At 58.9% G+C, this 14930-nt stretch carries 13 protein-coding genes; 11 read left to right on the top strand and 2 right to left on the bottom strand.

Annotation, left to right across the window (positions count from 1 at the left end; all coding sequences use genetic code 11):
- Positions 1–29 precede the first annotated feature (29 nt).
- Positions 30–500: a Cys-tRNA(Pro) deacylase gene (gene ybaK, locus ACI514_RS01555; protein WP_405122964.1), complete on the bottom strand. Its 471-nt coding sequence runs from the start codon at positions 498–500 to the stop codon at positions 30–32.
- 362 nt (positions 501–862) lie between these two features.
- Here ybaK and ACI514_RS01550 point away from each other — a divergent pair, with 362 nt between their 5' ends.
- The 4 genes from ACI514_RS01550 to glpD all read left to right on the top strand — a co-directional run bounded on the left by ACI514_RS01550 (position 863) and on the right by glpD (position 5958).
- On the top strand, positions 863–1714 hold the full coding sequence (locus tag ACI514_RS01550) for an MIP/aquaporin family protein (RefSeq protein WP_141128446.1): 852 nt from the start codon (positions 863–865) through the stop codon (positions 1712–1714).
- A gap of 77 nt (positions 1715–1791) precedes the next feature.
- Complete coding sequence (gene glpK / locus ACI514_RS01545) at positions 1792–3294, top strand: glycerol kinase GlpK (RefSeq protein WP_007916698.1); 1503 nt, start codon at positions 1792–1794, stop codon at positions 3292–3294.
- Positions 3295–3389: 95 nt separating this feature from the next.
- Positions 3390–4145 carry a DeoR/GlpR family transcriptional regulator gene (locus ACI514_RS01540; protein WP_007916700.1) on the top strand — a complete coding sequence of 252 codons (756 nt, stop codon included), beginning with the start codon at positions 3390–3392 and terminating at the stop codon, positions 4143–4145.
- A 274-nt stretch (positions 4146–4419) separates the two neighbouring features.
- Complete coding sequence (gene glpD, locus ACI514_RS01535; RefSeq protein ID WP_160059250.1) at positions 4420–5958, top strand: glycerol-3-phosphate dehydrogenase; 1539 nt, start codon at positions 4420–4422, stop codon at positions 5956–5958.
- A 295-nt stretch (positions 5959–6253) separates the two neighbouring features.
- Here glpD and ACI514_RS01530 read toward each other — a convergent pair whose 3' ends face one another.
- Positions 6254–7141, bottom strand: coding sequence for a LysR family transcriptional regulator (locus ACI514_RS01530; RefSeq protein WP_160059251.1), 888 nt, complete (start codon positions 7139–7141; stop codon positions 6254–6256).
- A gap of 105 nt (positions 7142–7246) precedes the next feature.
- On the opposite strand from ACI514_RS01530, the gene ACI514_RS01525 reads away from it, so the two are divergent.
- From ACI514_RS01525 to ACI514_RS01495, 7 genes are read left to right on the top strand one after another with little or no spacing between them, the layout of a single operon-like run.
- Positions 7247–8614 carry an MFS transporter gene (locus tag ACI514_RS01525; protein ID WP_405122963.1) on the top strand — a complete coding sequence of 456 codons (1368 nt, stop codon included), beginning with the start codon at positions 7247–7249 and terminating at the stop codon, positions 8612–8614.
- Positions 8595–9011, top strand: coding sequence for a DUF4440 domain-containing protein (locus tag ACI514_RS01520; RefSeq protein ID WP_160059253.1), 417 nt, complete (start codon positions 8595–8597; stop codon positions 9009–9011). The genes ACI514_RS01525 and ACI514_RS01520 overlap by 20 nt, the downstream gene beginning before the upstream one ends.
- A complete protein-coding gene (locus ACI514_RS01515; protein WP_160059254.1) occupies positions 9008–9940 on the top strand; it encodes a flavin reductase family protein in 933 nt (310 codons plus the stop codon). The genes ACI514_RS01520 and ACI514_RS01515 overlap by 4 nt, the downstream gene beginning before the upstream one ends.
- Before the next feature lie 14 nt (positions 9941–9954).
- Positions 9955–11253 carry a Rieske 2Fe-2S domain-containing protein gene (locus tag ACI514_RS01510; RefSeq protein WP_160059255.1) on the top strand — a complete coding sequence of 433 codons (1299 nt, stop codon included), beginning with the start codon at positions 9955–9957 and terminating at the stop codon, positions 11251–11253.
- Positions 11234–11719, top strand: a complete 486-nt coding sequence (locus ACI514_RS01505; RefSeq protein WP_160059256.1) for an aromatic-ring-hydroxylating dioxygenase subunit beta — start codon at positions 11234–11236, stop codon at positions 11717–11719. The genes ACI514_RS01510 and ACI514_RS01505 overlap by 20 nt, the downstream gene beginning before the upstream one ends.
- Positions 11720–11737: 18 nt before the next feature.
- A complete protein-coding gene (locus ACI514_RS01500; RefSeq protein ID WP_405122962.1) occupies positions 11738–13447 on the top strand; it encodes an FAD-dependent oxidoreductase in 1710 nt (569 codons plus the stop codon).
- A 30-nt stretch (positions 13448–13477) separates the two neighbouring features.
- On the top strand, positions 13478–14806 hold the full coding sequence (locus ACI514_RS01495; protein ID WP_405122961.1) for an amidase family protein: 1329 nt from the start codon (positions 13478–13480) through the stop codon (positions 14804–14806).
- Positions 14807–14930 lie beyond the last annotated feature (124 nt).

The following is a 14930-nucleotide window of genomic DNA, read 5'->3' as shown; positions in this document are numbered from 1 at the left end:
GGGCAATTTTCTGCATACAGCGATAACGGTTACGCGCGGCCAATGTCGGCAAATTTTGCCTGGGTGTGTTCGGCGAGCACGGCCGGCGCCAATTCGACCTCCAGACCACGCCGACCGGCGCTGACATAAACAGTCGCAAAACCCTGAGCCGAGCTATCGATGAAGGTGCGCAGGCGCTTTTTCTGCCCCAACGGACTGATGCCTCCCAACAGATAACCGGTGGAGCGCTGGGCCGCCGCAGGGTCAGCCATCTCGACTTTTTTCACCCCCGCCGCATGCGCCAGACCTTTGAGATCGAGGCTTCCGACGACCGGCACCACCGCCACCAGCAACTCGCCTTTTTCGCTGGCCGCCAGCAAGGTTTTAAACACCTGCGCCGGTTCCAGTGCCAGTTTCTCTGCGGCCTCCAGCCCATAGGACGCGGCTTTGGGGTCATGTTCGTAACTGTGCACGCGATGTTCGGCACGAACTTTTTTCAACAAGTCCAACGCAGGGGTCATGGCAGCTCCAGGCTCGGCAGTGACAGAAAAATGCTGCGTCGGATTCTAGGCGATCAGCCCCCAAAAGGCTCTATCCCAAGCCACGATTCCCGTGGCTTGCAGACATTCTGCAAACACCATCGCGCGTGGACGACACAGGATCATTCACGCAACGAATAGTTTTATTGTGACCGACGGTTCACTTTCGACCTTTGACAGGTTTGTTTCTTGTCTATATTTTTTCGAATCTGAATAATGTAAGAATTATCGTCACCGCAGCACCCAGCAGTAAACCGGGAACGGAATGGGGATTCCTACCTGGTGAAAATCGCGCCCTGCCCTATCGGCAAGACGCCAGACAACAACAAAAACCGAGGTTTTCAATGACAACTGCTTTACAGCAACCAACGCTCTCGAGCCAATGCATGGCCGAGTTTCTGGGTACTGCACTACTGATCTTTTTCGGCACCGGCTGTGTTGCCGCGCTCAAAGTCGCGGGCGCCAGCTTCGGCTTGTGGGAAATCAGCATCATCTGGGGCGTCGGCGTGAGCATGGCGATCTACCTCACTGCCGGCGTTTCCGGCGCGCACCTGAACCCGGCCGTGAGCATCGCACTCGCCATTTTCGCCGACTTCGAAAAGCGCAAACTGCCGTTCTACATTCTTGCCCAGATCGCCGGCGCCTTCTGCGGAGCGCTGCTGGTTTACACGCTGTACAGCAATCTTTTCTTCGATTACGAACAAACTCACCAAATGGTTCGCGGCTCGGCCGCCAGCCTCGAGTTGGCCTCGGTGTTCTCAACCTTCCCGAATCCGGTACTGTCGACCGCGCAGGCATTCCTCGTCGAGATGATCATCACCGCAATCCTGATGGGCGTGATCATGGCCCTGACCGATGACAATAATGGCCTGCCAAGAGGCCCGATGGCGCCGCTGCTGATCGGCTTGCTGATCGCGGTGATCGGCAGTTCGATGGGCCCGCTGACCGGTTTTGCGATGAACCCGGCACGTGACTTCGGTCCGAAACTGATGACTTTCTTTACTGGCTGGGGTGAAATTTCCTTCACTGGCGGCCGCGATATTCCGTACTTCCTGATTCCGATTTTTGCACCGATTGTCGGTGCCTGCCTCGGCGCTGCCGGGTATCGCGGGCTCATCGCCCGTCACCTGACCGGCGCCACACCTGCTACAAAGGATGCAGAACCGGCCATTGACGGCAAACCAAGAACTTCTTGAAACAGTCGGCGCAGGCTCCTGCCCAATAGAGCCTGTGCCACGGCCCACTCTCCCTTATTTCGTCCAAGGCAATCGACATGACCGACATTCAGAATAAGAACTACATCATTGCCCTCGATCAGGGTACGACCAGCTCTCGCGCGATCATTTTCGACCGCGATGCGAACGTGGTCTGCACCGCGCAGCGCGAGTTCGCTCAGCATTACCCTCAGGCCGGCTGGGTCGAACACGATCCGATGGAAATATTCGCAACACAAAGCGCGGTGATGGTTGAAGCGCTGGCCCAGGCCGGTCTGCACCACGACCAGGTCGCCGCCATCGGCATCACCAACCAGCGCGAAACCACCGTGGTCTGGGACAAGACCACCGGCCGCCCGGTGTACAACGCCATTGTCTGGCAGTGCCGCCGCAGCACCGAGATCTGCCAGCAGCTCAAGCGCGACGGTCACGAAGAGTACATCCGCGACAACACCGGCCTGGTCACCGACCCGTACTTTTCCGGCACCAAACTGAAGTGGATCCTCGACAACGTCGAAGGCAGCCGCGAGCGTGCGCGCAACGGCGAACTGCTGTTCGGCACCGTCGATAGCTGGCTGATCTGGAAATTCACCGGCGGCAAGGTACACGTCACCGACTACACCAACGCCTCGCGCACCATGCTCTTCAACATTCACTCGCTGGAGTGGGATTCGAAGATGCTGGAAATCCTCGACATTCCGCGTGAAATGCTCCCTGAAGTGAAGGCTTCTTCGGAAATCTACGGTCGCACCAAGAGCGGCATCGCCATCGGTGGTATCGCTGGCGACCAGCAGGCTGCTCTGTTCGGTCAGATGTGCGTCGAGCCGGGCCAGGCGAAAAACACCTACGGCACTGGCTGCTTCCTGCTGATGAACACCGGCGACAAAGCGGTGAAATCCCAGCACGGCATGCTCACCACCATCGCCTGCGGTCCGCGTGGCGAAGTCGCTTACGCGCTTGAAGGCGCGGTGTTCAACGGCGGTTCGACCGTACAGTGGCTGCGCGATGAACTGAAGATCATCAACGACGCCCACGACACCGAATACTTCGCCAATAAAGTGAAGGACAGCAACGGCGTGTACCTGGTGCCGGCGTTCACAGGTTTAGGCGCTCCATACTGGGACCCGTATGCCCGTGGCGCGCTGTTCGGCCTGACGCGCGGTGTTCGCGTCGATCACATCATCCGCGCCGCGCTGGAATCGATCGCCTATCAGACCCGCGACGTGCTCGACGCCATGCAACAGGACTCCGGCGAACGCCTCAAGGCCCTGCGTGTGGACGGCGGTGCGGTAGCGAACAACTTCCTCATGCAGTTCCAGGCCGACATCCTCGGCACGCAGGTTGAGCGCCCGCAAATGCGCGAAACCACGGCACTCGGTGCGGCATATCTGGCCGGTCTGGCGTGCGGTTTCTGGGGCAGCCTGGAAGAACTGCGCGGCAAAGCGGTAATCGAGCGCGAGTTCGAACCGAGCCTGGACGAAGTCGAAAAAGAGAAGTTGTACAAAGGCTGGAAAAAAGCCGTCAGCCGTACCCGTGACTGGGCGCGTGAAGACGCTGAATAAGCCAACCTGAGTACTCGTATCTGTATGTAACTGGTAGGGAGCGGATTCCTGCGGCATCATGGGCAAATTTTGCACGGCAGCCCAAAGGAAGCCCCATGAATCTGCCTCCCCGTCAGCAGCAAATCCTCGAGCTGGTCCGCGAACGCGGCTATGTGAGCATCGAGGAAATGGCCACGCTGTTCGTTGTAACCCCGCAAACCATCCGCCGCGATATCAATCAGCTCGCGGAAGCCAATCTGCTGCGTCGCTACCATGGCGGTGCTGCCTACGATTCCAGCGTCGAAAACACTGCCTATGCGATGCGCGCCGATCAGATGCGCGATGAAAAACAACGCATCGGTGAAGCCATCGCCGCACAGATACCCGATCACGCCTCGCTGTTCATCAACATCGGCACGACCACCGAATCGATTGCCCGCGCCCTGCTCAATCACAATCACCTGAAGATCATCACCAACAACCTGCACGTAGCGTCAATGCTCAGTGCCAAGGATGATTTCGATGTACTGCTGACCGGCGGTAATGTTCGTCGTGATGGCGGCGTGGTCGGCCAGGCCAGTGTGGATTTCATCAATCAGTTCAAGGTTGATTTCGCCCTGGTCGGGATCAGCGGTATTGATGAAGATGGCAGCTTGCTGGATTTCGATTATCAGGAAGTGCGGGTTTCGCAGGCGATCATTGCCAATGCACGACAGGTGATTCTGGCGGCGGATTCGAGCAAGTTCGGGCGTAATGCGATGATCCGGTTGGGGCCAATCAGTCTGATTGATTGCTTGGTCACGGATCAGCAGCCGGTACCGGCGCTGGCGCAGTTGTTGAGTCAGCACAAGATTCGCCTGGAAGTCGTCTAGTTACTCGTTCCCACGCTCCGCGTGGGAACGCAGCCCGGGACGCTCTGCGTCCCACCTCAAAAGCCGACGCAGAGCGTCGATGGATGCATTCCTTTGCTGCGCATGGGAACGATCTGCCCGTAAATGTTCGAAAATTTTCTTTTAACCGCCCTTCGATGAGTTTTTTCAATCGAACGTGACTGGCTGCGCGCGTGTTTATGGGCTACCATTTTCGCAAATGAACATTCATGTTCGATTTCCAATATAGAAAATCAAAAGAACCCGAGGCCAGCCGATGTCCACCTCTACCTTGCGTACGCCCCCAATCTCCGAGATCTACGATATCGCCGTTATCGGCGGCGGGATCAATGGCGTGGGGATCGCAGCGGATGCCGCCGGTCGCGGGCTTTCGGTGTTCCTTTGTGAGAAAGACGATCTGGCCAGCCACACCTCGTCGGCCAGCAGCAAGCTGATCCACGGTGGCCTGCGCTACCTCGAACATTATGAATTCCGTCTGGTGCGTGAAGCGCTGGCCGAACGCGAAGTGCTGCTGGCCAAGGCGCCGCACATCGTCAAACCGATGCGCTTCGTGCTGCCGCACCGTCCGCACCTGCGCCCGGCGTGGATGATCCGTGCCGGCCTGTTCCTCTACGACAACCTTGGCAAGCGCGAAAAACTGCCAGGTTCGAAAAGCCTGAAGTTCGGCGCCGACAGCGCGCTGAAAAGCGAAATCAAGAAAGGCTTCGAATACTCCGACTGCTGGGTCGATGATGCTCGTTTGGTCGTTCTGAACGCCATGGCCGCCCGCGAAAAAGGCGCCCACGTGCACACTCAGACCCGTTGCGTCAGCGCCCGCCGTGCCAAGGGCCTGTGGCACCTGAACCTGGAACGTGTCGATGGCAGCCTGTTTTCGATCACCGCCAAAGCGCTGGTGAACGCCGCCGGCCCGTGGGTCGCCAAGTTCATTCGTGATGACCTGAAGATGGAGTCGCCGTACGGCATCCGCCTGATTCAGGGCAGCCACATCATCGTGCCGAAGCTGTATGAAGGCGATCACGCGCACATTCTGCAAAACGAAGATCAGCGCATCGTTTTCACCATTCCGTACCTGAACAACCACTTCACCCTGATCGGCACCACCGATCGTGAATACACCGGTGATCCGGCGAAAGTGGCAATCACCGACGCCGAAACCGACTACCTGTTGAAAGTGGTCAACGCGCACTTCAAAAAGCAGATCAGCCGTGACGACATCCAGCACAGTTACTCGGGTGTACGCCCACTGTGCAACGACGAATCCGACAACCCGTCGGCTGTCACCCGCGATTACACCCTGGCCTTGTCGGCTGGCGGCGAAGAAGCGCCACTACTGTCGGTATTCGGCGGCAAGCTGACCACCTACCGCAAACTCGCTGAGTCGGCGATGGCGCAGTTGCTGCCGTTCTTCACCCAGATGCGCCCGAGCTGGACAGCCACCGCTACCCTGCCCGGCGGCGAAGACATGACCACGCCACAGGCTTTGTGCGCGCAGATTCGCGACAAGTTCGACTTCGTGCCGACCGAGATCGCTCGTCGCTGGTCCACCACCTACGGCAGCCGCACCTGGCGCATGCTTGAAGGTGTGGAAACCCTGGCGGACATGGGCGAGCACCTGGGCGGCGGGCTCTACACCCGTGAAGTCGATTACCTGTGCAGCGAAGAGTGGGCAACCACGGCGCACGACATTCTGTGGCGGCGCAGCAAACTCGGTTTGTTCACCACACCGGCAGAGCAGGAAAAACTGGCGGCGTATCTGGGCAAGGTTGAACAGAACCGCAAGATCGAAGCGGCCTGATTTTAGGTCGTCGCTTAAACGAAAGCCCCTGAATTGAGAGATTCAGGGGCTTTTTGTTGTGCCAATGAGATCCAGCCCCCCTCACCCCAGCCCTCTCCCCCCAAGGGGGGCGAGGGGGAAAGGGAGCAGATTGGGGGGCGTTCAAATACCGCGCAGGGAAAGGGAAGAGCCGATCGGGGCTTTTCAAACTCTGAGGTCGGCTCGATATTTCAGGTCGGCGTAAGTCGCAAGGACGACGCGGTCAGTCCCCTCTCCCTCTGGGAGAGGGCTAGGGTGAGGGGCTTTTAAGCCTGCATCACTGCGCCAAATGCAACAACAGAAAATCAATGAACGCCCGCGACTTGTGCGGCAGATGCGGGGTGTTGGGAAATACCACATTGATCGACTGCGAAGGCAGCGAATACTCCGGCAACAAGCGCACCAGACGTCCGGCGGCAATGTCATCTGCCACCACCCAAGCCGGCAGAACCGACACGCCCAGCGACGACAACGTCATCGAGCGAATCGCCGTCGACGAGTTCGATTCGAAGTGGCTGGTACCGCCAACCTCGACGCCCTGCCCTGACCCATGACGTAATGTCCACTGGGTCGGCGCCTGCAAATTGCTGTTGGCGATCCACGGCACGCTGTTCAGATCCTGCGGTTCCCGCACCGGATACCGGGCGAGAAATGCCTCGGTGGCCACCAGCACGATTTCATAATCGGCCAACTTGCGACTCTTGAATGCAGAATCCGCCAAGTTGCCCAGACGAATCACCAGATCAAGCTTTTCCGCCACCAGATCATTCAACGAAGAGTTGAAGTTGTAGCACAGGCGAATTTCCGGATAACGCTCGGAGAACAGTGGGATCAACGGCAAAATATACTTTTCACCGTATTCACTGGTTGAACTAATCCGCAACTTTCCGGAGACCCGATTATTACCTTTCAGAACATTATCGAAGGCATTGTCGATGTCCGCGACAATCCCCTTGAACTCCTCATAAAACTCCTGACCTATTTCGGTCAGCGATATATTGCGGGTATTGCGGATCAACAGCGTTGCCGACAAAACTTCTTCCAGCGCCTTGACATGCAGGCTGGCCATGGCTTTGCTGATACTCAGATAATTTGCGGCTTTGGTATAAGAACCAAAATCCACCACCGCGAGAAACGTCTGGACCCGATTAAGATGAGAATGCATGGCGCTATGGCTCACTGTTAAATCCTGTCAAACATTGTTTTAAGCATAGTCGTATCGACACTTCAAGTCCATCGCCCCTATGCTGCGCGGCAAAGGGGATACAACATGAACTATCGCTACAAGATTGCGCTGATCTTTTTGATCGGCTTTTTTATTGACTGTATAAACATATTTATGTCGGCTGTGGCATTGCCGAGTATATCGGCAACTTTACAGGTCAGTACTTCATCGGTGGCATGGGTCGCCAATGCTTATATTCTGGGCCTGACCCTGATTATTCCGGTCAGCACTTGGCTGGCCGGGCGTTTTGGCAGCCGCGAGATGCTCACCGCTTCGATGCTGGTGTTCACCGGTTCTGTGTGGATGTGCGGCATGGCCGACAGTTTCCATGAAATGGTGATCTGGCGGTTCGTTCAGGGCGTCGGTGGTGGCTTGCTGATTCCGGTCGGTCAGGCACTGACCTTCAATCTGTTTCAGGGCGAGCAGCGGGCCAAGATCTCCACACTGGTGATGGCCGTCGCGCTGATTGCCCCGGCCATTTCGCCGACAGTCGGCGGCATCATCGTCGACAGCAGTTCCTGGCGTTGGGTGTTCTACAGCAACATTCCGTTCTCGCTGATCGCCGCCGGGCTGTCGTGGTTGTGGATCAAGGAAAGCAAACCAGCGGACCTGCCTCGTCCGGACATCAAAGGCCTGCTATTGGTCAGCGCAGCACTCGCCAGCCTGCTGATGGGCATGTCGCTGTACGGCGGCGACTACCCGGCGCTGGCCGCGTTGAGCTGTGTCGCGGCGGGTTTGCTGTTCATCGCGCTGTACCTGCGGCACTACCGCCGCTGCAGCAACGCGATCATCGAATTGAGCCTGCTCAAAAGCAAAAAACTCAGCACCTCGATCTTCATCTATTACGCGATTCCCGGCGTGTTCACCGGGGTCAACCTGATGAGCATTTTCTTCCTGCAGAACACCCTGCACTTCAGCGCCCGACTGACCGGGATGTTCATGATCCTTTATGCCATCGGCGCGTTCATTGCGATGACGATTTGCGGCCGGGTCTACAACCGCGTCGGCGCGAAACGCCTGTTCACCCTCGGCATGCTGCTGCACAGCGCCGGCATCGCCACGCTGATGCTGGTCAACGCGCCGACGGACCTGTGGGTGATCGTCATCGCTTACAGCCTGATGGGCATCGGTGGCGGTATCGGCGCCAACACCGCGCAAACCACCTCGCTGATGGATTTCGCCGGTGGCGATACGCACAAGGCCAGCGTGATCTGGAACATCAATCGGCAGATGTCGTTCAGCCTCGGTGCCGCGTTGTTTCTGATGATCTTCAATGTGCTGCTCAAGCAGTTCGACACCACACAGGCCTATCACGCGACGTTCGCGATTGCGGCACTGGTCGGGCTGTTCCCGCTGTTTCAGATGAGTCAATTGAACCCTCCAAAGGAATGCCATGAACAACAACCTGGTTGAACGAGCGCAACACAGTATTCATCACGTGCACGAACTGATTCACCGCGTCTTTACCGACGCCGACGGGGCCGGCGCAGACGCCATCGCCCCGCTGATGGCGGTGTTCGCCGAGCACTTCAGCATGGTCACCACGTCGGCCGCCGTGGTCGGTCGGGCGCAAGTCGAGCAACTGTTCAGCGGCGCTGTCGGGGCCCGCAAAGGTCTGGAGATTCTGATCAGCGACCTGCACACGGTCTGGCACGAAGGCTCGACCGTAGCCCTGCGTTACAAGGAAACCCATCGTCTGAATCAAAGCGAAACCTCGCGTATTTCGCTGGCGATCCTTCGCGTCCAGCACCACGACGTCCAGTGGTTGTACCTGCACGAAACACCGATCAGCCAGGAAAAGCCTGCATGAAATACACCGTCACCCACTGCCGGATGCTCTCGGCGTCGATCAAGGAAGTCACCGTCAGCGGTCCAGCCTCCTTGTCAGACATGACTCATGCCGGTGCGCACTTCAGATGGCTGATCCCGGGGCTGGACGACTGTCGGCATTACTCGACTGTGCATGTGGACGAGGTTGCGGATGGTCAGTTCACCTTCGCCATCCGCCTCTCGCCGGACTCCGCCAGCAGCCAGTACATCCGCACCTTGGCGGTCAATGACAGCGTGGAACTTGAAGGTCCGCTGAACACCTTCAACTACCCGCTCAATGCTGACAGCGGGCGCGATATCGCGATTGCCGGCGGCATCGGCATCACGCCGCTGACCGGCATCCTGCGCCACCTGGACGCGTTGAACCGCCCTGCGCACCTGCACTACTTCGCCAAGAGCGCCGACGACGCGGTCTACGCCCGGCACCTGCAAGAACAGCTACAAGAACGCCTGCAACTGCACCTCTCCGGCAGTCGCCCGGCAATCAGCGAGGTGCTTGCCGACTTGAGCGCCGATGACCGTCTGTATGTCTGCGGCCCGGCGGCGATGCTCAGCGCAGTGCTCAGCCATGCCGAAAGCGTTGGCCTGGCGCGTGAGCAGATCCATCTGGAAGTGTTCAACGTTGCCCGCGATGACGCCGCGCAAGGCTTTGTCATCGAGGCGGCCGACTCCGGCATCAGCGTCAATGTCGGCCCGCAACAGTCGTTGCTCGAAGCCTTGGAGGCGGCCGGACTCGATCCGCTGTACGACTGCCGTCGTGGTGAATGCGGCGTCTGTGCGCTGGATGTACTGGAGGGCGATGTCGATCACCGCGACTTCATCATGAGCGAACAGGAAGCGGCGTGCAGTGCGCGAATCTACCCCTGCGTCTCCCGCGCCAAAAGCCCGCGCCTGAAACTGGCGATCTGAGAGAGGACACCCCGTTGGACAACTATTTCAATGGCAGAGAAGTGCATAAATCTCTGTTCCTTGATCAGGCGCTTTTCGAACAGGAACAACAGCGCGTGTTTGCCGCGAGCTGGTGCTACCTGGGTCACGACAGCCTGATCCCCGAGACCGGCGATTACTTCACCACCACCCTCGCGCAACAGCCGCTGGCGATGGTTCGGCAGAAGAACGGCGGCATCGTCGTGCTGCACAACCGCTGCCCGCACAAAGGCGTGAAAGTGCTGGCCGAAGCCCGCGGTAATGTCGGCCGCTTCATGCGTTGCCCGTACCACGCGTGGACGTTCAAGACTGACGGCGAGCTGCTGAGCATTCCAGTGAAAAAGGAATACGACGACTGCGACCTCAGCAGTTGTTCTGCGCACAAAGGCATGCGCCCGGTGAACGCGGTGCACAACTATCGCGGCTTCGTCTTTGTCCGTTTGACGGAAGAAGGCCTCGGCTTCGAGGAGTTTTTTGGTGAGTCGCTGTCGACGCTCGACAACATGGTCATGCGCTCGCCGCAAGGCGAGTTGAAAGTGATCGGCCAGCCACTGCTGCACCGCCATCGCTGCAACTGGAAAATGGTCGTCGACAACCAGACCGACACCTGCCACCCGATGATCGCCCACGAATCTTCGGCCGGCGAAGCCATCCGCCTGTGGCAGGAAACCGGTGATCAGGGCAAGCCACCGATGGCGGTCGAACTGTTCTCGCCGTTCATGGCCTCCTACGAGTTTTTCGCCGGCATGGGCATTCGGGTCTGGCCCAACGGCCACGGGCACACCGGGGTCAGCAATTCGATCCACAAGGCGTACACCGACATCCCCGGTTACTGGGACTTGATGGTCGAAAGCTACGGTGAAGAGCAGGCCCGGGCGATCCTCGACGACACCCGCCACAACACCGTGTATTTCCCCAACCTGATGGTCAAGGGACCGATCCAGACCTTGCGCGTGATCAAACCGGTCAGCGCCCGCGAAACCATCGTCGAGTCGTGGATCTTCGAACTGCAAGGCGCCCCCGTGCAGTTGCTGGAAAGAACCGTGCAGTACAACAACCTGATCAACTCGCCGTGCTCGATGGTCGCCCACGACGACGTGGAAATGTACGAACGGGCCATGGAAGGCCTGGGCAGCGACGCCAACGAATGGGTCAACGTCGCCCGCCTGTTCAGCCCGAACGAATCCTATGCGCAGACCCAAGTGGTGTCCGGCACCAGCGAAATGGCCATGCGTAATTTCTATAACAGTTGGCAGCACTTGATGCGGGACGACCATGCAACACGATCAATCTAATCACCACGCCATCGAGCAACTGATCGAAACCGAACTGCTCTTGCTCGACCAGCAGGATTTCGCCGCCTGGCAGCAACTGCTCAGCGATGACTACCACTACTGGATTCCCATGACCCGTGAGCAGGTCAGCCCGTTGCACGAATCATCGCTGGTGTACGAAGACCGTTTTCTGACCACGCTGCGGATCAACCGGCTGGCCAATGCGCGCAACTTTTCCCAGCAACCGAAGAGTCGCAGCCTGCACATCGCCCAGCGCCCGCGCATCACCCTCGACGCAGCCACGTTCAGCGCCTTCGCCAGTTCCAACATGCTCTATTGCGAAGCCCGCGGCGACAACGAATGGCACTACCCGGTAACCGTCGAACATCAACTGATCAACATCGATGGCACGTGGAAGATTCACGGCAAGAAGATCCTGTTGCTCAACCCCGCACGCGCCCTTGAAAGCCTGCAGTTAATTATCTGATTGATCGAGAAGTCCCCTGTGAAGCCTATTCCCCATGATTGCAGTCAGGCGTCCGCGTGCCTGTCTTTTCCCTACGTCGATCTGCTGTATGACTATGGCCAGTTCCTGCGCAGTGCCGATGAGGCGATTGGTTATCTGCCAGCGGAAACTGCCGAAAAACACATCGGCATCGTCGGCGCCGGCCTCAGCGGGCTGGTCGCCGCTTACGAATTGCTGCGCGCCGGTGCGCGTCGCGTGACGTTGTTTGAAGCGGAACCTGAGCATGTCGGCGGGCGTCTGCTGACGCAGTGTTTTGATGAGGAAAAGCCGCAATTCATCGCGGAAATGGGCGCCATGCGCTTTCCGCCGAGTGAAGTCGGTCTGTTTCATTACCTTAATCGTTTCGGCATCCAGACCACCGAAGCGTTTCCTGACCCGGGCGTTGTCGACACTGAAATTCACTACCGCGGCGAAGCTCATCACTGGGCGGCCATGCAGCCGCCGCCGGCGCTGTTCAGCACTGTGCACCAAGGCTGGATCGCGTTTCTCAGCGAAGGCGTCATCCTCGATGACGGCACGTGCCTGGCACCGCCACTGCTGATCACCGAATTGCTCAAGCAGCACAATTACTGCGAAGTGCAGCCCGAGTGGCAACGCTATCTGGACTGTTTCGGCGACAGCTCGTTTTACTCGGCGATGGTGCGCATCTTCACCAGCAAAAAACCGCCGGGCGGCAAGCCGTGGCGCAAGCCTGAAGACTTCCATCTGTTCGGCTCGCTGGGCATTGGCTCCGGCGGTTTCCAGTCGGTGTACCGCGCCTCGTTCACCGAAATCCTGCGGCTGGTCGTGAATGCGCTGGAGGTCAATCAGCGTCTGGTGCCCAACGGTATTTCCTCGCTGGCCGAGCGGATTGCCGACACCGAATTCAACGGAATTCAGGTGCGCGACATGATTTGCCGCACGCGCATCGAGTCGATCAACAAGGGAGCACACGGCGAGATTCTGCTGGCCGGCAGCAATGGCGAAACCTACGCCTGCGACCGGGTGATCACCACCACCACGACCCGCGCCCTGCAAGTGAACCTCAAGCTCACGCAGAACCAGGCCTTCGTCAATCGCGACGTCGCGCGGGCGATCAACGAAACGCACATGGTCGGTTCATCCAAGTTGTTCATCCTGACCAAGGACAAGTTCTGGCTCAAACATGGCCTGGCGCACAACATCCAGACCGACACCCTGGTCAAGGGCGTGTATTGCCTCGACTACGCGCCGCACGATCCGGATTCCTGGGGCGTGGTGCTGATCAGCTACACCTGGGAAGACGACTCGCACAAGATGGTTTCGATGACCGACAAAGTGCAGCGCTGCCTGCGTCTGGTCGATGAATTGGCGATGAGTGCACCGGAATTTGCCAGCCATCTGCTCCCGCTGGACGGTGACTACCAGCGCTACGTTCTGGAGTACGACTGGCTGACCGACAAACACGCGCTGGGCGCTTTCAAGCTGAATTTCCCCGGTGACGATATTTACTCCGAGCGCCTGTTCTATCAGTTCCGCACCGCACTCGACCCGAAACAGGACACCGGTTTGTACCTGGCCGGTTGCGGCGCCTCGTTCACTGGCGGCTGGGCCGAAGGCGCCATCCAGACCGCGCTGAATGGCGCGTGCGCGGTGATCAGCAGCCTGGGCGGCGACCTGATTGCCGGCAACCCGCTCGACGACTTGCACTCGCAGTACCGCTACTGCTGACCCAGTCCCTTTCCACGCCGAGAATCATCCATGTACAGCCAGCTTTCAATTGAACAGCTCGTCAACGGCTTTCGCAGTGGTCAACACTGCCCGGACACCTGGCAGCACGCCCTGCGCGAGCGCCACGTGCAGATGCAACACCTGAACAGTTTCATCACCTTCGACCCGTCAGCATTCAAGGCAAATGCTGCCGCGCGCGACAGCGCACTGTATGGCCTGCCGGTGTCGTTCAAGGACAACATCAATGTCAGCGGCCTGCCGACCACCGCCGGCACGCCCGGGCTGGCCGACTATGTGCCGCAGGCCGATGCCGGCATCGTCGAGCGCTTTCGGCAATTGGGTGCGCAGATCGTCGGCAAGAACAACATGCACGAATTGTCGTTCGGCGTGACCTCGGCCAACCATTCCCATGGTGCTGTGATCAATCCCGCCAACGAACGCCACAGTGCCGGTGGCAGCAGCGGCGGTTGCGCGGCGGCAGTCGCCGCCGGGCTGGTCCCGTGCGCGGTCGGCACCGACACCGGTGGCTCGGTGCGGATACCGGCGGCGTTCTGCGGCATCGTCGGGTTTCGTCCGACTACGGGCGTGTACCCCGCCGATGGCATCGTCCCGGTGTCACAAACCAAAGACACCCCGGGCCTGCTGACCCGCACCGTGGAAGACTGCCAGTTCGTTCACGCACAACTGACCGGCAGCCTGCAACAGGCAGAAACCCGGCCGTTGCGCATTGGCATTCCCGAGTGTTTTCTCTGGACCGACCTCGCTGACAATGTGCAACGCGCTTGCCGCGCGGCCATCGATAACCTGGCCGCGCGTGGCGTGATCATCGTGCCGGTCGACGATTCCGTGATTGGCGAGATCAACGAGAGCATCCAGTTTCCCCTGCCGATCTATGAGTTCTTCATCGACTTTCCACGCTTCCTGATGAAAGCAGGCCGCGGCGAACAGTTCCTCGACATCCTCGCGCAGATTCGCGACCCGGCGATCAAGAAAATCCTCACTGCCCAATTGGGAAGCCCGGCGATTTCCTACACCGACTACGTGCAGGCATTGATGAGCAAACTGCGTCTGGAAAAGGAATACCGCGCCCTCTTCAGCCGCCATCAACTGGATCTGCTGGCTTACCCGACCGTCACTTGCAGCGCGCCACTGCTCAGCGCTTGCGCGGATGAGAGCAACTTCGAAACCTTCGTGCGCAACACCGACCCGGCGAGCAACCTGGCGGCGCCGAGTATCAGCGTTCCGGTGGCTGCGGCGGGTGAGTTGCCGGTGGGCCTGTCGTTTGATGCGTTGCCGGGGCAGGACGGCTTTTTGTTGGCGAATGTGCAGCATCTGACGCACCTGCTCGACATCGGTTAACCCACGATCCCTGCTCGCGAAGGCGTCGTGTCAGTCGACATCAACTTCGTCTGCCAGACCGCATTCGCGAGCAGGCTCGCCCCTACAGGGGCTCTGCGTCGATGCACCTATAACAATTCAAATT

The sequence above is a fragment of the Pseudomonas sp. M20 genome (assembly GCF_045037865.1).
Classification (GTDB): Bacteria; Pseudomonadota; Gammaproteobacteria; order Pseudomonadales; family Pseudomonadaceae; genus Aquipseudomonas.
The sequence above is the reverse complement of the archived record's forward strand: the minus strand, read 5'-3'. Positions and strand labels throughout refer to the sequence as shown.

Bases quoted from the DNA above. Each gene is read 5' to 3' on its own strand.
- ybaK (WP_405122964.1), bottom strand. From the start codon at position 500: ATGACCCCTGCGTTGGACTTGTTGAAAAAAGTTCGTGCCGAACATCGC.
- ACI514_RS01550 (WP_141128446.1), top strand. From the start codon at position 863: ATGACAACTGCTTTACAGCAACCAACGCTCTCGAGCCAATGCATGGCC.
- glpK (WP_007916698.1), top strand. From the start codon at position 1,792: ATGACCGACATTCAGAATAAGAACTACATCATTGCCCTCGATCAGGGT.
- ACI514_RS01540 (WP_007916700.1), top strand. From the start codon at position 3,390: ATGAATCTGCCTCCCCGTCAGCAGCAAATCCTCGAGCTGGTCCGCGAA.
- glpD (WP_160059250.1), top strand. From the start codon at position 4,420: ATGTCCACCTCTACCTTGCGTACGCCCCCAATCTCCGAGATCTACGAT.
- ACI514_RS01530 (WP_160059251.1), bottom strand. From the start codon at position 7,141: ATGCATTCTCATCTTAATCGGGTCCAGACGTTTCTCGCGGTGGTGGAT.
- ACI514_RS01525 (WP_405122963.1), top strand. From the start codon at position 7,247: ATGAACTATCGCTACAAGATTGCGCTGATCTTTTTGATCGGCTTTTTT.
- ACI514_RS01520 (WP_160059253.1), top strand. From the start codon at position 8,595: ATGAACAACAACCTGGTTGAACGAGCGCAACACAGTATTCATCACGTG.
- ACI514_RS01515 (WP_160059254.1), top strand. From the start codon at position 9,008: ATGAAATACACCGTCACCCACTGCCGGATGCTCTCGGCGTCGATCAAG.
- ACI514_RS01505 (WP_160059256.1), top strand. From the start codon at position 11,234: ATGCAACACGATCAATCTAATCACCACGCCATCGAGCAACTGATCGAA.
- ACI514_RS01495 (WP_405122961.1), top strand. From the start codon at position 13,478: ATGTACAGCCAGCTTTCAATTGAACAGCTCGTCAACGGCTTTCGCAGT.